The following is an 18,521-nucleotide window of genomic DNA, read 5'->3' on the forward strand; positions in this document are numbered from 1 at the left end:
GAACAGTACGCATGCTTCGAGTGGCGGACCCGGCGGAAAGTTCATACGGATTCGTCACGAACGCGCCACACCGGCGGCGCGAACAGGCTCACAGCCGTGACGAGCACGGCCGCCACGGCGCACGCACCCAGGACGGGCCCGCTACCCAGCAGCGCCGCCGCGGGCCCCGCCAGGCCCATACCGACGGGCGCGGCCACGAGGGCGCCGAGCATGGTGACGGAGGTGGCGCGGGCGACGAATTCCTCGGGGAGGTGGCGCTGGATCGAGGTGGTCTGGAGGACGTTGTAGACCACCAGCTCCATGCCGGCGGCCGCCGCCGCGAGCGCCAGTAACCAGAGCGCGGCGGGGATCGCCAGCAGCGCCGGGAGCGGGGCCATCAGGAGGAAGAAGAGGAGCGCCGCGACCACGGGCCGCCCCGGCCGCCAGCGGGCGCCGACGAAGCCCCCGGCCAGCCCGCCGACGGCGTACGCGATGCCGATGGCCGACCAGGCGGGCGCGCCGCCGAGGTGCTGGTCGGCGACGTACGGGCCGAGGACCAGGATCGGGGAGACCACGAGTACGTTCGTGAGCGCGCTGTGGATCGTCCACATCCACAGCCACCGGTGCCGGGAGAACTCCGCGAACCCGCCGCCGATGCCGGCCAGCACACCGCCGCTCGGCCGCGGTCGGCCCGTCTCGAGGGGCAGGCGGTACAGGAAGGCCGCGCTCACCAGGAACGTCAGCGCGTCGACCAGAATGGCCCAGCCCGGCCCGACCAGCGCCACCAGGACTCCGGCGGCGCCCAGTGCCAGGATCGACGCCGCGCTCCTGGAGATCGAGATCAGGGAGTTGGCCGCCTGCACATGCTCCCTGCCGGCCAGCCCGGTCACGAGGCCCGCCGCGGCCGGGGTGAAGAACGCCGATCCCGCGCCGGCGATCAGCTGCAGGGCGACCAGCATCCAGAGGTGCGCGGCGCCGGTGAGCAGCAGGACTGCCGTCATGCCATGGGCGGCGAAGCGGGTCACGTCGGCGAGCAGCATCACGGTCCTGCGGGAGAACCGGTCGCCGACCGCGCCGCCCAGCAGGGTCAGGAGGATGACGGGCAGCCGGGTGCTCAGGACCACGATCCCCAGGTCCACGGGTGATCCGGTGAGGTGCAGGACGGCGAACGCGATCGCCAGCGGGGTCAGCGAGTCGCCGAACGCGGAGGCGGTCTGACCCAGGTAGTAGCGCCTGAACCCTTTGGCCGCCAGCGGCGCGAACATCGAACGCGAACGCGAACGCTCCGAGACCGCCCGGTCATCGGCGTCCCGCTGCCCACCCACGGCGAGCCGAGCGTCGGCATCAGCCCGAACGTCCGCAGCGGCTGGAACGGCGGCATCGGGGACGGCGGCCGTGCCATGGGGATCGGGCTCGACGCCCGTGGCACCTGGGGTGCTCGGGCCGAGTGGTGCCGCGAGAGGGCGAGCATCGGGTGTCGCGAGGTGGCGGGCTTCGCCGATGGCGAGGTGGTGGGTATCGGGTGCCACGAGGTGGTGGGGGCCGCCTATGGCGGGGTGGTGAGTGTTGGGTGCGGTGGGGTGGTGAGTGTTGGGTGTGGAGGGGTCGAGCGGCTGGGGCTCGGTTGTGCTCCCGTGCCTGCGATCGGACACCGTGCCCCCTTTCGACGCGCGCGTGGTAGCGGCACTCGCCCCTGGTCGCCGGTGCCGGTCTGAAGATTCGGGGACACTCTGCCAGGCTCCACCGACAGTTCCGGGGCGGTCAGGCTGGGGTGTAGTGCGCGTTGACGGCGGGCTGGCCGGTGTAGTTGGGGCCGGCCTGGTCGTCCGCGCCCAGGTAGCGGTACGGGAGGTCGAGGCGTCTGCGGCCCCGGCAGCTGATCCTTCTGGTGCGCCCGTCGTACGTCATCCCTTGCAAGCGCAGGGCGGTGGTCAGGCGGCGGCCGGCAGAAGTGTCGTCCGGAAGGCGGATGCTGCGGGTGTCGAAGTTTGCGACGAAGAGGCCGTCTTCGGTGAGCCAGTTGGCGGCCTTCGCCAGGAATGCGAGCTTGTCGCCGATGTAGTGGAGGCCGTGTACGCAGGTGATGAGGTCGAACGGGGCATCGGGGCGCCAGGTGGCGACGGAGGCGGTGATCAGTCGCAGCCGTGGCGGCGTCGGCGGGCAGGCGAAGAAGTCGACCAGGTCCACGCCCACGATCTCGGCGTCCTGTCTGAGCAGTGCGGTGGCCTCGCTGAGGGCGTTCGCCGTGCCGCAGCACAGGTCCAGCCAGCGCGCCGGCCGGGCTTCCGTGGCGCGGAGCACGTCGATGACGTCGATGCCGAGCTCTCGGTTGTAGGAGGGGAGGCGGCGTTCGCGGTTCATGAGGCTGTTGGCCACGACGGGCGAGCCCTCCAACTCGTCGTCCGTGGTCAGCGGCATGATCGCACCCTTCTGGCCGCGCCCCGAGTTACCGGAAGGTTTCCGACAGATCCGGAACTTCGCCACAAATCCGTATGCAGTCGCTATCGTACGTAACGATCAGCCGCCCCCGTCTCAGGAGTCACTTCTCTCATGCCGCAAGTCGAACCGCTGCGGGAGGATGACCCAGCGACAGTAGGGGAATACCGCCTGTTCGGCCGGCTGGGCGCGGGCGGCCAGGGGACCGTCTACCTCGGGCAGGCTCCCGGCGGGGGTCCCGTGGCGGTCAAGGTGCTGCGCGAGGGTGCGGGGTTCGACGACAGGCTGGCGAAGGAGATCGCGGCCGCGCGGCGGGTGGAGCCGTTCTGCATCGCGCAGGTGCTGGACGCCTCGCTGGGCGGCCCACGACCGTACATCGTGACCGAGTACGTCGACGGCCCCTCACTCCACCAGGCCGGCCGCCACAGCGGAGCCGACCTGCAACGACTCGCCGTCGCCACGGCCACCGCACTGGCCGCCATCCACCAGGCGGGCATCGTGCACCGGGACTTCAAGCCCGCGAACGTCCTGCTCGGTCCCGGCGGGCCGCGCGTCATCGACTTCGGCATCGCCCGGGCCATGGACGACGCCCTCACGCACACCAGCAGCATCGTCGGCACGCCCGCGTACATGGCGCCCGAGCAACTGGCGGGGCAGTCGGTGGGGCCGGCGGCGGACGTGTTCGCCTGGGCGTCGGTCATGGCGTGGGCGGCCAACGGGACGCCGCCGTTCGGGCAGGACACGCTGCCGGCCATCATCAACCGCATCCTCCACAACGAACCCCAGCTCGGCGACGTCCCGCATCCGTTACGGGGCATCCTGTACGACTGCCTGGCCAAGGATCCGCATGCCCGGCCGACGATGCGGGACGTCATCCTGCGGCTGCTGAGCGGGCAGAACTCCGGGGGGCAGGGGCCCGGGGTCCCCCAGGGAGCGGGGTCCGGTCCGATCCCAGGATCGGCAATGCAGGGGCAGGGGCGGGGTTACGGGTCGGTGCCAGGGCAAGGTCCGATGCCAGGGCCGGGACGTGGGCCGGCGCAGGGTCAAGGACCGTTGCCCGGGCCGGGATATGGGCCGGTGCCGGGGCAAGGACCGGTGCCTGGGCCGGGTCAGGGGTATGGCCCAGGCCAGGGGCATGGGCCGGGGCGGCGGGGGGTGGCTGGGCGGCGGGTTGTGCTTCCGGTGGCCGTGGGTGTGTCGGGGGTCATGGTGGTGGCGCTGGTCGGTGGCGTCGTCTGGCTTGCCCCCTGGTCGAAGCAGACCGGCCAGGCGTCGTTCGCCGCCGATCAGCTCAGCCCGTCCGCCATCACCAAGACCACGGAGCCCCCGGCCACGAAGACGCCGCCCCGGAAGACCCGCAAGGCCACCCCCAAACCCACCCAGAAGGTCACCCCCAAGGTCACGTCCACTCCACCGTCGGCGACGCCCACGCCCAAGCGCACCACGGCGCGCCCGACCGTGGCTCCCACCCCCACCAAGACCACCAAGAAACCGGTCGCGAACGCCAGGGTCAGCATCCTCGAGATCGAGCTGTTCGGCGGCCCCGGCCAGAGTCAGGGAAGCGGCTGCTACATGCCGCCGGTCCACTTCCAGACCAACGTGGAGTCGACCCGGCAGAAGGTGTGGGTCTCCTACAAGTGGCTGCTGGACGGCAAGGCGGTCACAGGGAACAGGTCGTGGGTGTCCGAGGGCGGGTACACCGCGTTCGCGACCTCCGGCCAGTACATGCTCAAGGCCGGGCGCCACACGGTCGCCCTCAAGGTCACCTCCCCGTCGGCGACGCAGAAGAGCGTGTCGTTCAACGTCTGCGCCATCCCGACATGATGATGCCGGAGGCCATCGGCCCGTACCGGGTCGTCAAGCAGCTCGGCGAGGGCGGCCAGGGCGTGGTCTACCTGGCCACCGCCCCCGACGGCACCCGGGTCGCCGTCAAGGCGCTGCACGAGGGGCTGCCGGGTGACGGCCGGTTCGCGAAGGAGATCGCGGCCGCGCGGCGGGTGGAGCCGTTCTGCATCGCGCAGGTGCTGGACGCCTCGCTGGGCGGCCCACGACCGTACATCGTGACCGAGTACGTCGACGGCCCCTCACTCCACCAGGCCGGCCGCCATAGCGGAGCCGACCTGCAACGACTCGCCGTCGCCACGGCCACCGCACTGGCCGCCATCCACCGGGCCGGCGTCGTCCACCGGGACTTCAAGCCCGCGAACGTCCTGCTCGGACGCGACGGGCCGCGCGTCATCGACTTCGGCATCGCCCGCGCCATGGACGCCGCGCTGACCCGTACCAGCAGCGTCGTGGGGACGCCCGCGTACATGGCGCCCGAGCAGTTCATGGGCGCCGCCGCGGGTCCGGCGGTGGACGTGTTCGCGTGGGGGGCCGTCATGGTGTACGCGGCCACCGGCGCCCCGCCGTTCGGCAACGACTCCGTGCCCGCGGTGCTCAGACGGATCCAGTACGAGGAGCCGCAGCTCGGCGGGGTGCTGGAGCCACTGCGCTCGATCGTGTACGCCTGCCTGGCCAAGGATCCGGCGGCCCGCCCGGCCATGCACGACGTCCTCTTCCAGCTGATCGGCGGCCAGGCACCTCCGCCAGGCGGTTCGGCCCATCCGGCCTCACCAGGACCGGGGTCGGGGGCGTTCCCAGGCGGCCCGATGCCTCAAGGATCGGCGGGGCCGGGCGTGGCGCCCATGGGATCAGGACATGCGGGTCCGGGGGCGTTTCCGGGAGGGCCCGCATATGGGGCCGTCCCGGGCGGACCTCATGGGCCTGGCCCGTACCGGGGACCCGCGCAGCACCCCGGCGGGCCCTTTCCGCACCAGCCGCCGATCGCCCACCTCCGGACCAACCCCGGACGGGGATCCTCCGGCAACGGGCGCATCCTCGCGTTCCTGGCCGGCGGGACCGCGGTCGTCGTGACCGGCGCCGTGGTGGCCGCCTGGGCCTGGGCGCCGTGGTGGCCCGGCCGTGCCACCACCGCCAACATCGTCACGGCCTCCACCCCGACCGTCTCCGGCTCGGGCACCGGGGCGAAGGGATCCGCCAAGACCCCGCACCCCACCAAGAGCACGAAGACCTCCAAAACCCCGAAAACGCCCAAGACCTCCACTACCCCCAAAGCCACCACCACGGCCCGCCCCACCGCCGAGCCCACCACTGAGCCCACCGTCAGCCGAACGTCCAGACCGACCACGAAACCCAGCACCTCCAAACCGACCGCGACCAGCGGCGGCGGCGGGGTGAAGTCGGTGTCCTTCAGGTACGAGGGCTACAAGCTGAGCGACTGCTGGCGCAACGACACGAACATCTGGGCCACCGTCTCGGCCACGGGCACCTACAGCTACCGGTGGCTCGTCAACGGCCAGAACCAGGGCAGGCAGGAGGGCACGTCGTCGTCGAAACCCCTGCTGCCGTCCATCACCTGGAAGGGGGCCGGGACGTACAACGTCGTCTTCGAGGTGGTCACCCCGAGGAGGTTCACGAAGAGCGCCACGGTGAAGATCTGCAGCAACAGCGAGAGCTGGGGCGAGGAGTGGCCGGACTAGCCCTGGCCCTTGGCCAGGAGCTCCTCGAACGTGGTCGCGGGGTGCCCGGTGAGCGTGGGGATCGCGTCGCCGACCCCCTCCAGCTCACCGGCGGCGATGGCCTCGTACGTCGACACCCACGCCGCCACCTGCCACGCGGCCGCGGATCACGCCGTCCTCCCCCACCATGCCCGGCAGGAAGTCGGCGTATATAGGAGGAGGAGGTTGTCACGCAGGAAGTTGACTGCTCCCCTCCCTGAAGGAGGGGATTCCTGACTCAGGCTGCCTCCCGGGCCAGCGACCCGGGAGGTCTTGCGCCCTCAGTGCCAGCAGGGCACAGACCAGCCCTGATGAGCATCGCGCGGGCGGAGTTCTTGTCTCTTGGGGAGGAGGTTCCGCACGCGGCGCAGGTGTAGGTGCGCTCTCCCAGCGGCAGTGCGTGCTTGGCTCTCGCTCCGCAGTGCGCGCAGTCCATCGTGGTGTGCGCGGGATGTACCAGGTGCACGGCTCGGCCGTGCTTGCGGCCCATCTCGATCAGGGCCTTCTTGGTGGTGCCGATGGCGGCGTCAGCGGCTTTTCTGGCCATGGTGGTCTTGGCGAGGAACCTGGGCCGGAAGTCCTCCACCGCGATCTGGTCGTGGTCAGCCACGACCTTCTTGGCCCACTTGCGGCCGGTGTCCTCGCGCTGCCGGGCGACCTTCTTGTGCAGCTTGGCCCGCAGTCTTTTGGCCTGCCGGTAGCCGTTCGAGGCGGGCTGCCCCTTCTTCGGCTTGCGGCGGGCCATCATCCGGTCGTAGCGGGTCAGCTTCGCCTGGGCCTTCTTGCCGTGCTCGGCGTGGGGAAGGTCGTGCGAGTCGGAGGTGGTGGTGGCGGTCTCCTTCACGCCCCAGTCCACCCCAACGACCGCGCCCGTCTCGGGCAGCGGCTGGGCCTCGGCGGACACGACGAACGAGGCTTACCAGTGGCCGAGGCTGTCGCGGTAGACCCGCACCGAGGACGGCTCGGCGGGCAGGTCCCGCGACCACACCACCGTCAGCACGATCCCGCCCGCCAGGTGCAGCCGGCCATCCTTGATCCGGAAGCCGTGCCGGGTGTAGTTCAAGGTCGGGTCGGCCAGGCCTTTCTTCTTGAAGCGCGGCATCCCGGCCCGCTGTCGCATCGGTAGCTGTTCCCGGATGTCCTTCAACGCTTTGGCGCGGGACTTGCCGAAGTCCCGGACGATCTGCTGCTGCGGAACCGACGAGCCCTCGCGCAGCCACGGGGTTATGCGCCTGGCCTCGGTCAGCATCTTGTCGAGCTGGGCCGGGCCGCAGGTCCGCCTGTCACCGGGGTTGACCTTGTTGTGCACGTAGACCTGCTTGGACTTGGCGACGCACTCGTTCCAGATCCAACGGCACCGGCCCCACTCCGCTGTCAGGGCGGTGCGGGCGGTGGACGACACGCGAAGCCGGTAGGTGTACCGGGCGTTCCCGGCCCCGTCCCCTTCTGGTGTCGTCATGCCACCATTCTACTACTACACTCGGTGACATGGATCACGAAGTGCGCATCACCTTGCGACTCCCCACCGACTTGCACAAGCACCTGACCGCCAAAGCCCGCGCCGACCGGCGATCCCTTAACTCCGAGATCCTGCACCTGATCGACGTCGGCCTTCGCGCCTCAGGGGCGGACGCCGGATCGCCTGACGTCGATTCGGCTACCTCTGCCCCGCTACGCGGGAAGCTGGATTCCTCCCCGGCCTGAGGCCAGGGCATCCTCCGGTTCGCTGGTGAAGGGCAGGCCGCTGTCGCGAATGTGCTGCTCGGTGGCCCAATGGTCGCGCGCCAGCGTGAACGTGGCGTCCGGGGCGGCGCCGTAGAACGAGATGTACACCAGATGGGCGACACCGGCGTCGCGGGCGGCGTCCACGAACGTGCGATGCCGGTCGAGGCGGTCGGCGCTCTCCGACGCGGACACGAACAGCACGGTCGAGGCCCCTTCGAGAGCCTGCCGCACCGCGCCGGGATCGCCGTACTCGGCGCTGACCGCGCTCGCGCCCGCGAGCGGGGCGACGCGGTCGGCCTGCCGTGAGACGAGCCGCTGCTCGATCCCGGCGGCGGCGAGCAGCGCGGCCACCCGCCCGCCGAGGCGGCCGGTGGCACCGGTGGTGACGATGAACCCCATGCAATCACCCTATTGCGCCCGGAGCTGTCAACCAGGCGTCCCCGTGCCCCGTCTCCTCATGGTCCCCATCCGTCGCAAGGAGTCGCCGTGCGTGTTCTGCTGCTCGTCCCAGCCGCCACCCTGTTGCTCTCGTCCGCCCCCGCCCGGGCCGACGTCGTGGAGTACGCGTGCAAGGTCCGCGCCACGGGCGAGACCCAGGACGTGAAGGTCGAGGTCGAGCTGACGGTGCCCACGGACGCGCAGGTGGGTAAGGAGATGGCCATCGGCTGGCACGGCACGTACGTGGAGGGCTCCGAGTTACGCGCACCCGCCACGGGCCTGGTGGACGACCTCAACCTGTACGCCTACGCGGGCATCAGCGGCATCGAAAAGCTGAAGTCGGCCACCGGCGTCGCCGCGATCGGGCCGATCATTCCCGATGCTCCCGTCCCTCTCCCCGCGACGACGGTCAACATGAAGACGACACCCAGCAACGCGGGCACCGGCACCGTACGCGCGGCCTCGATCAACTTCGGCACCGACTCCAGCGACCGCGCGATCGAGTGCGAGGTCAAGAACAAGGACGCCCTGACGAAGCACCCCCTCACCATCCCCGGAACCGGCGAGACCACGAGCCCCAGCCCCAGCCCCGGCGAGACGGACGAGACCACGAGCGCCGGCCCCAGCGAGACGGGCACGAAGACCAAGACCCCGGCTGGCGCGGCCGACACGGGTGGCGGTGGTGAGGCGGGCCCCGACGGACGGGTGCTGGTGGGCGTGGGGGGCCTGCTCGTCCTCGCCTCCACAACCGGCCTGGTCCTGCGGCGGCGCAGGGTTGTAGCGGGCTTGTAGCGACCCTGTAGGACCCGGGCTGATCGTTTACGGCAGAGGGGCGCGAGAAGCCCCTCTGCCCCGAACAACGAGGGAGAGTCCCATGGTCAAGACTGTTCGCCGGTACGCCAAGTACGCCATCAGCACGCTGTCGACCGCGGTTTTCGTCCTCAACGGCTGACACCCAGGTGTCCCCCGGGAGCTCCGGGCCCGGGGGACACACTGCACCATCGCGACAGGAGGGCGAGGCGTGTTCGGCACAGCGGTGCGGCAACTGGGCTACGCGTGGACGATGATGTCCGGCCGCAGGTTCCGGATCAAGGACGTGCGGGCGCTGGTGGAGGACACGCGGGCGACCATGGAGGCGTTCGGATCGCCCGGGGAGGGCTCCGACGACATGCTCGCCGCCGCCGACCCGGAGATCCAGGAGGACCTCACCAAGCGGCGCCTGCGCCGCACGATCAGGCACGCCCGCGCGGAGGTCCCGTACTACCGCGCTCTCGAGTCGGACGACCTGGCCGGCATCGCGCCCACCCCCAAGCAGGCACTGCGCGGCATGTCCGCCGCGTTCGTCTCCGAGCTGGCCCGTCCCGCCGTGCTCGCGCACACGACCGGCACGACCGGCAGCCCCACGCTCGTGTGGTTCTCCGCGTACGAGATCGAGCTGATGTCGTCGATGGCGGCGCTCGCCGCGATGCTGAACGGCGGCCTGCGCTCCGAGCACCTGTGGGCCAACGCCATCAGCTCCCGTTCCATCGCCCAGATCGTGGCCGAGCGGGCGGTGCCGATGACGGGCGCGGGCTTCGTGCACCTCGGCATGATCGACCCGCGCGCCACCCTCGACCGGCTGGCCACTCCGATGCACGTCCCCGGCAAGCAGCCCCTCGTCACGCACCTGAACGTGACCGCCTCCTACCTGGCCGCGCTCGTGCAGGAGGCCGAACGCGGCGGCTGGAGCCCGCGCGACTTCGGGCTCATCGAGGTGACGTCCGGCGGCGAGGTGCTCACCGACGCGCTGCGCCTGCGCGCCGAAGAGGCCCTGGGGGCCAGGGTCTACGACGGCTACTCCATGACCGAGATCGCGCCCGTCACCGGGCGGGTGTGCAATGACGGCCACCTGCATCTGCCCTCCGACCAGGGCCTGATCGAGGTGCTCGACCCGGTCACCATGGAGCCCGCCGGGCCGGACGCGCTCGGTGTCCTGGTCGTCACCCCGTACTCCACCTTCCGCGACACCACGCTGCTGCTCCGGTACGTCACCGGCGACCTGGTCAGAACCCTGCCCGAGCCGCCCACGTGCGCGCTGGCGGCGATCCCGGCGACCTCCCGCATCCTGGGACGCGCCGTGGACGGCGACGTGACCACCCGTGACGTGCTGGACCTGCTGCAGGCGGAACACGCGCTGCCGCTGCCGACCAGGTTCGCGGTCGAGGACGGGATCCTGCACGTCGTGTCGGGCAAGGACGACCCGGCGCTGCTCAGCCGGCTGGAGGAGCGGGCCGCCGCGACGAAGCTCAAGGGCATCGTGCTGGTCGAGAGCCCGGACGACCTGCCGCGCCCCTGCCACGTCCGGGCGGACCTGATCGAGCAGAGCTTCGAGCACGCCGCGCACCTCCCGATCGGAGTCCGATGACCGCGCACGTCCTGGGCCTGCACACGCTCATCGCGCTGACCGTCGCGCTGGCGGCCCTGTTCCTGTCCCGGTACGAGATCCCGCGCCCGCCGGTCGGCAAGTTCGTCGGGTCCGACATCGCCGTCATGATCGTGGCGCTGGTGGCGATGCCGTTCGCGTACCTGCACATCCCCGTCGGCATCGTCGTGACGATCTTCGGCGTCGTGGTGTTCACGCTCGCGCAGCTCACGCTGGCGCCGGTGCTCGGCGGGCGGACGGCGGCGATAGCGGCGGCGGTGCTGGTCGGCGGCGACGTGGCCGCGTACTTCGCCGGCTGGGAGCCCGCCGTCCTCGTGCTGAACGACGTGGCGGTGATCCTGCTCGTCGTCGGCGTGGTCAACCTCTGGGTCCAGACGGCCGTCACCCCGGCCCAGGTGGCCGCCCTGGCCGCCGCGCTGACCTGCTACGACACGCTCGCCACCGGGCTCAGCTCGCTCACGCTCGACTTCGTGGCGCGGCTGGACGGGCTGCCGTTCGCGCCGGTCCTGGCCACCCGCTACGGCGCCGACGCCTCGCTCGTCGGGCTGGGCGACTGCCTCATGCTCACGTTGTGGCCGCTGGTGGCGTACAAGAGGTACGGCCGGCGCGCCGGCTGGCTGGCCGCCGGGATCGACGCCGCGCTGCTGGCCGTCGCGGCCACGGCCTTCCTGTCCGGGAGCGGCGCGATACCGCTGCTGACCCCGCTCGGCCCGCTCATCGTCGCGCAGTGGCTCTTCTGGCGCACCCGCCCCGTCCCCGCGCCGTCGCGGCCGGTGGTGGAGCGGGCGCTGGGCGAGATGATCCCCGCGGGCGTGTGGGTGGCGCTGGCCGACGGCGAGATCGTGGGCGAGGGCCCCACGCCGGGAAGCGCCCGGCGGGCGGCACGGCAGTCGGGCCTCGCAACCGTCCCCGTGGTACGGCACCGCCCGGCCGAGTAGGTCAGCCCCGGGCCTCGTTCAGGAAGCCCTCGACCTGGGCCCGTTCCGGCCCGCTCTCGAACAGCTCGGCCGACTCGCGCCACACCGCCGCCGCGCACGGGTGCTCCCCCAGCTCGGCGTACGCGCGGCCGAGCTCCCTGAGCACGCGGGCCCGCCAGGTCGGCGGCCCGCCGGGGCCGAGCCCGTCGCGGGCGGTGACCAGCAGGCCGAGCGCCTCCGCGGCGCGCCCCTGCCGCAGCCGCACCTCGCCCAGCGCGTACGTGGCCAGCGCCTCCCCCAGCCCGTCCCCGCACTCGCGGAAGAGCGACCTGGCCCGATCGAGCGCGTCCACGGCCTCGTCGAACCGCCCGAGCGCCCCCAGCGCCTCGCCGAGCCTGCGCAGCACCTTGCTGGACGCGACGCGATCCCCGATCATCTCGCTGACCACCAGGCTCTCCTGGTAGCACCACACGGCCTCGGCCACCTCTCCGCGCAGGTAGCAGGCGGTGCCCAGGGCCCGCAGCAGGTCGCCGCGGGCCCGCCGGTCCTCCCCCGCCTTGGCCAGCCGCTCCTGGCAGAGCCGCACCGCCTCGCCGTACCGGCCCAGCTCCATGTGGATCCAGACGGGCCACGTCCAGGCGTAGTCGAGCCCGCCCTCGTCACCCAGCTCCTCCATCAGGGCGATGGCCCGGTACGCCTCCTCCAGCCCTTCCTCGAACAGCCCGGCCCCGTGGAGGCAGGCCGCCCGGTTGATCAGCGCGTACGCGGCCCCGTGCGAGTCCGCGATCCGCAAGCAGTCCTGATATATCCGCTGAAAGTGCTCGCCCGCCGGCCCGTAAGCCCCGCGCGACAGCGGCACCCCGGCCAGCACCAGCTCGGCCCGCAGCGCGATCCGCTCGCTCGGCGCCGCCGCGATCACGATCCCCTGAAGCCGCTCCACGTCGTCGAAGAACCCCTCCAGGTTCAGGTACGCCGACAGGTGGTGCGCCAGCTCGGCCGCCTCCTCCGCCATCCCCAGCTCGACGGCCGCCGACACGCTGTGGACGAGCGTCCTGCGCTCGGCGGCCAGCCACGCGATCCCGACCCCGTCGATCGCCTCCGCCTGGGGGAAGGGCGGCGCGGTCGGGATGGGCAGGTCGCTGGTGGCCGCCCTGAGCCGGCGCAGGCACTCCAGCACGTGCCGGGTCAGCGCCGCCCGCTGCTCCTCCAGGTCGTCCTCGACCCGGGCCCGCTCTTCGGCGTACACGCGTAACAGGTCGTGCAGGCGGTAACGCGGCTGTCCCGCCCCGTCGACCTCGCGCGAGTCGAGCATCCCCCTGGCGACCAGCGTCTCCAGCGCCGCGTCCGCCTCCAACCCGGACGAGCCGAGCAGGGCCGCCGCCGACCACTCGGCGATGCTCCCCAGGTCGGCCAGCCCCAGCAGCCGGAACGCCCGCCGCGCCGGCTCCGGCAGGGCCGCGTAGCTCTCCCCGAACGTGCCCCGCACGTCCAGCCCGCCCACGATCAGCTCGTCGAGCCGCCGGTCCTCGAGCCGGCTGGCGAACACGCCGACCGGCCAGGACGGGCGGATCGCCAGCCGCGCGCCCGCCACCCTGATCGCCAGCGGCAGCAGCCCGCAGGCCTTCAGGATCGCCTGCGCGGCCTCGGGCGCCGCGCGGAAGCGCGCCCCGCCCGCCACCCGCTCCAGCAGCAGCCGGGCGTCGTGCTCGCCGGGCAGGTCGAGCTGCAGCCGGGTGGCCCCCTCCAGGGCGGGCAACCGCGACCTGGACGTCACCAGCACGCAGCTGCGCGCGGTGCCCGGCAGCAGATGGCGCACCTGGGTCTCGTCCTGGGCGTCGTCGAGCACGATGAGCACGCCCATGTCGGCCAGGCGCTGCCTGAGCAGGCTCGCCCGCTCCTCCAGCGGCCCCGGGACCAGCGTTCCGTCCACGCCCAGCGAGCGCAGCAGCTCGCCGAGCAGGTCCTCCGGCCGCCGCGGGCCGGCCGCGTCCCGGCCCAGCCGCAGGAAGACCTGCCCGTCGGGGTAGTCGGCGCGTAACAGGTGCGCCGCGTGCACGGTGAGCGTGGTCTTCCCCACTCCCGGCAGCCCCGACACGACCACGATGGGCGGCGACATCCGCTCCGGCCGGGCCCGCGCGGCGGGGAGCAGCACGTCCAGCTCGGCCTTGCGGCCCACGAAGTCGGAGGTGTCGGCGGGCAGCTGGCACAGCGGCACCCGCGGGGAGACCGGGGCGCTCGGCGCGGGGTCGCCGGCCAGCAGGGCGGCGTGCAGGTCGGCCAGCTCGCGGCCCGGCTCGATGCCCAGCTCGCTGCTGAGCACCGCGCGGGCCTGGCGGAAGGCGTCGAGCGCCTCGCTGCGCCGCCCGCTCCTGTGCAGTGCCAGCATGAGCTGCGCCCACAGCCGCTCGCGCAGCGGGTGGGCGGCGACCAGCGTGCGCAGCTCGACCACCAGGTCCTCCCCGCCGAGCTCCAGCCGGACGTCGATCCACTCGGACCTGGCCAGGAGGAGCTGCTCCTCCAGCTCGGCGATCCTGGGCTCCATGGCGCTGCCGAGCCGGCTGTCCTCGGCGGGCCTGCCCCGCCACAGGGACACTGCAGCCTTGTAGGCCTGCTCCGCGGCCTGGTGCTCGCCCGCCTGCCGCGCGCGCCGCGCCCGGCGTACGACGTCCTCGAACGCGAGCAGGTCGAGCCGGTCGGGCGACAGCTCGCACGCGTACCCGGCGGGCTCCGTGCGCAGGCGGAGCGCGGTGCCGCTGACGACGCGGCGCAGCTGCGAGACGTACGTCTGGAGGTTCGCCACGGCCGAGCGCGGCGGGTCGTCCCAGACGGCGGCGACCAAGCGCTCGGTTGAGATCACGACGTTGGGGTGGAGCAGCAGGACGCTGAGCACCGCGCGCTGCTTGGCGCTCAGCCGAACGGGCCCTTCTGCGCCTTGGACGCGTAAGGATCCCAGAATCGAGAAATCCATCGTGGCAATCTCCCCGAGGCCGTCCGGACCCACGACGCAGTACATCCCTTGCCGGATGTTTTGGCAACTGCCGACCTTGACGGGTCTAGTTTGATGTCATGGGATATCTGCCGATCGGCGAACATGGGCTGATCGGCGACCTGCGAACGGTCGCCCTGGTCGGCACGGACGGAACGATCGACTGGTACTGCTGCCCGCGCTTCGACGCGCCGAGCGTCTTCGGCTCGATCCTGGACACCGAGCGGGGCGGCTGTTTCGAACTGACCGCCGACCTCGACATACGGACCAGACAGTTCTACATCCCCGACACGAACGTGCTGGTCACCCGGTTCTTCGCGGATGAGGGGATGGCCGAGGTCCAGGACTTCATGCCGGTCGTCGAGGAGGAGACGCACGAGGCCGACCGGCACCGGCTGATCAGGCGGCTGGTCTGCGTACGCGGCTCGCTGCCGTTCCGCGTGCTGGTCGCGCCCCGGTTCGACTACGCATCGCAGGAGCACAGCGTGCGCCTGCACGACGACCGGGCCACGTTCGAGTCATCCGGGCTCTCCCTGACCTTGACCTCGACCGTGCCGCTGGAGAGCGACGGGCGTGACGTGCGGGCATGGTTCACGCTCTCCGAGGGCGAGCAGGCCGTCTTCGCCCTCGACCGGTCCGACATGGGGCTCGGCCCGAAGTCGTGCGCGCTCGCCGAGGCCGAGCAGGAGCTGGCCGGCACGGTGCGGTTCTGGCGGTCGTGGCTGTCCGGCTCCCGCTATCGCGGCAGGTGGCGGGAGATGGTGCACCGCTCGGCGCTGACGTTGAAGCTGCTCACGTACGCGCCGACCGGCGGCATCGTCGCGGCCCCCACCACGAGCCTGCCGGAGCAGATCGGCGGCCCGCGCAACTGGGACTACCGCTACGTGTGGGTGCGCGACGCGGCCTTCTGCGTGTACGCGCTGCTGCGGCTGGGCTTCACCGAAGAGGCCGAGGCGTTCATGAACTTCCTGTCGGAGCACGTCACGCTCGGCCGCGGCGACCAGTCGGCCCCGCTGCAGATCATGTACGGCATCGACGGCCGCGTCGAGTTCCCGGAGCGCGAGCTCACCCATCTGGAGGGCTACCGCGGATCGGCCCCGGTACGCGTGGGCAACGCCGCCGCCGACCAGCTCCAGATGGACATCTACGGCGCGCTCATCGACTCCGTCTACCTGTACGACAAATGGGGCAAGCCCATCTCCAGCGACCGCTGGGACGAGCTGTGCACGCTGGTCGACTGGGTCTCCGACAACTGGGACCAGCCGGACGAAGGCATCTGGGAGACCCGCGGCGGGCGCAAGAACTTCGTCTACTCCAGGCTCATGTGCTGGGTGGCCATCGAGCGGGCCATGCGCATGGCCATCCACCGCGGGCTCCCGGCCGACATCCCGCGCTGGCGCGAGGCCCGCGACGGCATCTACCGCCAGATCATGCGGAACGGCTATTCGGCCACGCTGAACGCCTTCGTCCAGCATTTCGGCGATGACGTGCTGGACGCGTCGGTGCTGATGATGCCCCTGGCCAAGTTCGTCTCGCCCATGGACCCGAAGTGGCTGTCCACGCTCGACGCGCTCGCCGACGGGTTGGTCTCCGACTCGCTGGTCTACCGCTACGACCCCGAAGCCAGCCCCGACGGGATGCAGGGCTCGGAGGGCACGTTCTCGATCTGCACGTTCTGGTACGTCGAGGCGCTGGCCAGGGCGGGCCGGGTGGAGGAGGCCCGCCGGGTCTTCGACAACATCCTGAGCTACGCCAATCACCTGGGCCTGTACGCCGAGGAGATCGGGCGCTCAGGGGAGCAGCTCGGCAACTTCCCCCAGGCGTTCACCCATCTGGCGCTGATCAGCGCCGCCTTCAACCTCGACCACGCTCTGGGTTGACGCGTTCCGCTCCGGCAAACTGGGCGGATGACGTCGAGTGATCACGAACCGACCACGCCGTTCGAGGAGCGGTTGTGGGCGGCGCACCGGGACGGGCAGGACGCGCTGTGCCTGAGCCTGCTCCGCGACGCGGACCTGGCGCTGCCGATCACCACCGCCGCGGCGGCCGGGACCGAGGCCCCCGCGTGGGCGACCGCCGCCGACGCCGAGCGGACGTGGCTGCTCGGCTACACCTCTGTTGAGGCGATGCGGCTGGCCACCGGAGGCGTCGCCACGCACTGCCGCGTCCTGTCGCTGGTCGAGCTGGCGGCCGGCTGGCCGGACCCGCGGTGGGGGCTGGCGATCAATCCGGGGCTGACGGCCGCCTTCATGCTGGAGTCGGGGACGGTGGCCAGGCTGGCGGTGCCCACGCTGGCCGTGGACCTCGTGCTCGATCCCGGCTCGGGGGTGCCGGCGGTCCAGAAGCTGCTGACCCCCGCGGCCGTCCATGACCTGCTGACCGGGGGCGAGCCGCGCGTCTCCGGCTACTGCCATCACGCCCTGGACGTCTCGCACATCGCGACGCCCGTCGTGCTCGCCGACGCGCTGGGGCAGCCGGACCTGCTGACCGAGAACGGCTCGCTGAACATCCTGCGCTGGCGCCCCGTGGGCCTGGCCGGCTACCGCACCCCCTACGGCGGGACCGACGAGGAGGGCAGGGCCGCGGTGGCGGGCTGGGTGGTCGAGGAGCCGCCGTTCGTGGGGATGGGCCTGGTGCCGAACGTCGACCAGGTCATCCGCGAGTACAAGGTGTACGGCGTGGGCCTGCCGCACGGCGCGGAGATCTGGGAGCTCACCTCGGGAGGGACGGAGCACCGGCGCGCGATCTACCACGGCGACCTGGGCCGGTGGCTGCTGGTCGGGAGGCGGACGGGATGAGCTGGCACTTCTACCGGGCCCGCTGGCAGGGGGCGGACTACGTGGCCAGCCCCGAGCCGCACTCCCTGGAGCTGTGGATCCGGCTGCGCAGCCCCGAGCCGGCGGACGGGTTCGAGGAGGTCGAGCCCGGCTGCCACGTACGCCCGGTGCCCGCGTCGGAGTGCGCGGCCCTGGACTTCGTGACGACGGTGTGCACCTGGCGGGGGGAGCGCTTCCACGTGCACGACGAGCGTGACGGGCGGCTGCTGCTCGAATACCTGGGCGGGTCCGCGCCCGCGGCGGTGGAGCTCGGGCTGGAGCGCGTCGAGCGGGGTGTGTACCGCCTCTGGGTGCCCCGGGCCGAGGTGACGGACCTCCACGAACACACCGAACCACTAAATGTCGGGAAACAACACTTTTGAACACACTCTTGTCTGATGGTGTTCATGTGACGGAAACTAACTAGAAACGTGGAAGTTTCGTAAGAGGATTTCCCGTAGACGGGAGGCCTGGCTTCAGGGGGGTGTCATGGAGTCGCTCGACCAGCCTGATTCGGCGGCGATGAGGGCATACGCCGACGAGCTGCGCGACATGTTCCGGCAGATCCAGAACGCGGGCATGGAGCTGCACGCCCAGGCCAGAGGGGTGCAGTTCACCGAGAAGTCACGCGACGGCCTGGTGTCGGTCACGGTCGGCCCGCGTGGCGAGCTCGTCCGGCTCGATCTGGACCCGCGCATCTACCGGCGGCCGGAGGCACGGCAGCTGGCCGACACGATCGTCGAGACGGCTCAGCGGGCGGCGGCCGGCGCCCGCGAGCGCGTCACGGAGATCCTCGAGCCGGTGATCCCCCGTGCGGAGCTCGAGGCACACCTCGACGGCGACGTCGAGACCGCCCTGACGCAACTCGCCGAGCGGATGGAGGGTGAACGATGAGGCTCTGGGACGGTACGCAGATCATCAAGCCCAGCGTGGACCGGGGGCTGTCCGAGTGGTCGACGATGGCCGAAGACCTCGAACACGAGTCGGCGAGGCTGGTCGCCCTGGTCCAGGAGGCGCTCGAAGCCGCCCCGTGGGGTCCCGGCGCCGAGGGGGAAGCGTTCAGGGCCGCCCATTTCCGCAACGACGGCCCCAACCAGATGCTCAGCCAGTGCACCCAGCTGGCCAAGGAGATCACCGGCGCGGGGAGCGGGGTGCGCACGGCCGTCGACAACACCCTGAAGATGGATCTCGACATCAAGCGCGACATGGCGGCCGGGCGGGTGCAGGAAATCTGAGGCCCAG

General features: G+C 71.6%; 17 protein-coding genes. 11 read left to right on the top strand and 6 right to left on the bottom strand.

Features of this window, described 5'->3' with window-relative positions; genetic code table 11:
- Window positions 1-41 precede the first annotated feature (41 nt).
- Together AB0L65_RS21830 and AB0L65_RS21835 are read right to left on the bottom strand one after the other, a co-directional pair.
- Window positions 42-1,304, bottom strand: a complete 1,263-nt coding sequence (locus tag AB0L65_RS21830; RefSeq protein ID WP_364248148.1) for an MFS transporter — start codon at window positions 1,302-1,304, stop codon at window positions 42-44.
- A 436-nt stretch (window positions 1,305-1,740) separates the two neighbouring features.
- On the bottom strand, window positions 1,741-2,397 hold the full coding sequence (locus AB0L65_RS21835) for a methyltransferase domain-containing protein (RefSeq protein ID WP_364248150.1): 657 nt from the start codon (window positions 2,395-2,397) through the stop codon (window positions 1,741-1,743).
- Between the two features lie 132 nt (window positions 2,398-2,529).
- Here AB0L65_RS21835 and AB0L65_RS21840 point away from each other — a divergent pair, with 132 nt between their 5' ends.
- Complete coding sequence (locus tag AB0L65_RS21840; RefSeq protein WP_364248152.1) at window positions 2,530-4,239, top strand: protein kinase; 1,710 nt, start codon at window positions 2,530-2,532, stop codon at window positions 4,237-4,239.
- Window positions 4,236-5,957 (top strand): protein kinase, encoded by a 1,722-nt coding sequence (locus AB0L65_RS21845; protein ID WP_364248154.1) that lies wholly within the window; start codon window positions 4,236-4,238, stop codon window positions 5,955-5,957. Before AB0L65_RS21840 ends, AB0L65_RS21845 begins: the two co-directional genes overlap by 4 nt.
- A gap of 256 nt (window positions 5,958-6,213) precedes the next feature.
- Here the strand turns inward: AB0L65_RS21845 and AB0L65_RS21850 are convergent, their stop codons facing one another.
- A complete protein-coding gene (locus tag AB0L65_RS21850; RefSeq protein WP_364248156.1) occupies window positions 6,214-6,879 on the bottom strand; it encodes a transposase in 666 nt (221 codons plus the stop codon).
- 12 nt (window positions 6,880-6,891) lie between these two features.
- A complete protein-coding gene (locus AB0L65_RS21855) occupies window positions 6,892-7,434 on the bottom strand; it encodes a transposase (RefSeq protein ID WP_364248158.1) in 543 nt (180 codons plus the stop codon).
- A gap of 29 nt (window positions 7,435-7,463) precedes the next feature.
- Here AB0L65_RS21855 and AB0L65_RS21860 point away from each other — a divergent pair, with 29 nt between their 5' ends.
- Window positions 7,464-7,679: an Arc family DNA-binding protein gene (locus AB0L65_RS21860; protein ID WP_364248160.1), complete on the top strand. Its 216-nt coding sequence runs from the start codon at window positions 7,464-7,466 to the stop codon at window positions 7,677-7,679.
- On the opposite strand, the gene AB0L65_RS21865 is transcribed toward AB0L65_RS21860, so the two are convergent.
- Window positions 7,647-8,099 carry an NAD(P)H-binding protein gene (locus tag AB0L65_RS21865; RefSeq protein ID WP_364248162.1) on the bottom strand — a complete coding sequence of 151 codons (453 nt, stop codon included), beginning with the start codon at window positions 8,097-8,099 and terminating at the stop codon, window positions 7,647-7,649. The two genes, AB0L65_RS21860 and AB0L65_RS21865, sit on opposite strands and share 33 nt — an antisense overlap.
- 87 nt (window positions 8,100-8,186) lie before the next feature.
- Between AB0L65_RS21865 and AB0L65_RS21870 the strand changes: the two genes are divergently transcribed.
- From AB0L65_RS21870 to AB0L65_RS21880, 3 genes are all read left to right on the top strand, one after another.
- On the top strand, window positions 8,187-8,930 hold the full coding sequence (locus tag AB0L65_RS21870) for a hypothetical protein (RefSeq protein WP_364248164.1): 744 nt from the start codon (window positions 8,187-8,189) through the stop codon (window positions 8,928-8,930).
- A gap of 229 nt (window positions 8,931-9,159) precedes the next feature.
- Window positions 9,160-10,542: an AMP-binding protein gene (locus AB0L65_RS21875; protein ID WP_364248166.1), complete on the top strand. Its 1,383-nt coding sequence runs from the start codon at window positions 9,160-9,162 to the stop codon at window positions 10,540-10,542.
- Window positions 10,539-11,498, top strand: a complete 960-nt coding sequence (locus AB0L65_RS21880; RefSeq protein WP_364248168.1) for a hypothetical protein — start codon at window positions 10,539-10,541, stop codon at window positions 11,496-11,498. The genes AB0L65_RS21875 and AB0L65_RS21880 overlap by 4 nt, the downstream gene beginning before the upstream one ends.
- 1 nt (window position 11,499) lies before the next feature.
- On the opposite strand, the gene AB0L65_RS21885 is transcribed toward AB0L65_RS21880, so the two are convergent.
- A complete protein-coding gene (locus tag AB0L65_RS21885) occupies window positions 11,500-14,445 on the bottom strand; it encodes a BTAD domain-containing putative transcriptional regulator (protein ID WP_364248170.1) in 2,946 nt (981 codons plus the stop codon).
- Window positions 14,446-14,543: 98 nt separating this feature from the next.
- Here AB0L65_RS21885 and AB0L65_RS21890 point away from each other — a divergent pair, with 98 nt between their 5' ends.
- From AB0L65_RS21890 to AB0L65_RS21910, 5 genes are all read left to right on the top strand, one after another.
- Window positions 14,544-16,343 carry a glycoside hydrolase family 15 protein gene (locus AB0L65_RS21890; protein WP_364248172.1) on the top strand — a complete coding sequence of 600 codons (1,800 nt, stop codon included), beginning with the start codon at window positions 14,544-14,546 and terminating at the stop codon, window positions 16,341-16,343.
- Window positions 16,344-16,370: 27 nt separating this feature from the next.
- Window positions 16,371-17,261 (top strand): SseB family protein, encoded by an 891-nt coding sequence (locus tag AB0L65_RS21895; RefSeq protein WP_364248174.1) that lies wholly within the window; start codon window positions 16,371-16,373, stop codon window positions 17,259-17,261.
- Window positions 17,258-17,662 carry a hypothetical protein gene (locus tag AB0L65_RS21900; RefSeq protein WP_364248176.1) on the top strand — a complete coding sequence of 135 codons (405 nt, stop codon included), beginning with the start codon at window positions 17,258-17,260 and terminating at the stop codon, window positions 17,660-17,662. Before AB0L65_RS21895 ends, AB0L65_RS21900 begins: the two co-directional genes overlap by 4 nt.
- A gap of 106 nt (window positions 17,663-17,768) precedes the next feature.
- Window positions 17,769-18,173: a YbaB/EbfC family nucleoid-associated protein gene (locus tag AB0L65_RS21905; protein ID WP_364248178.1), complete on the top strand. Its 405-nt coding sequence runs from the start codon at window positions 17,769-17,771 to the stop codon at window positions 18,171-18,173.
- Window positions 18,170-18,514, top strand: coding sequence for a hypothetical protein (locus AB0L65_RS21910; protein ID WP_364248180.1), 345 nt, complete (start codon window positions 18,170-18,172; stop codon window positions 18,512-18,514). The genes AB0L65_RS21905 and AB0L65_RS21910 overlap by 4 nt, the downstream gene beginning before the upstream one ends.
- The last annotated feature ends 7 nt before the right edge of the window (window positions 18,515-18,521 follow it).

Source organism: Nonomuraea sp. NPDC052116 (assembly GCF_040680035.1).
Lineage (GTDB): Bacteria > Actinomycetota > Actinomycetes > Streptosporangiales > Streptosporangiaceae > Nonomuraea > Nonomuraea angiospora_A.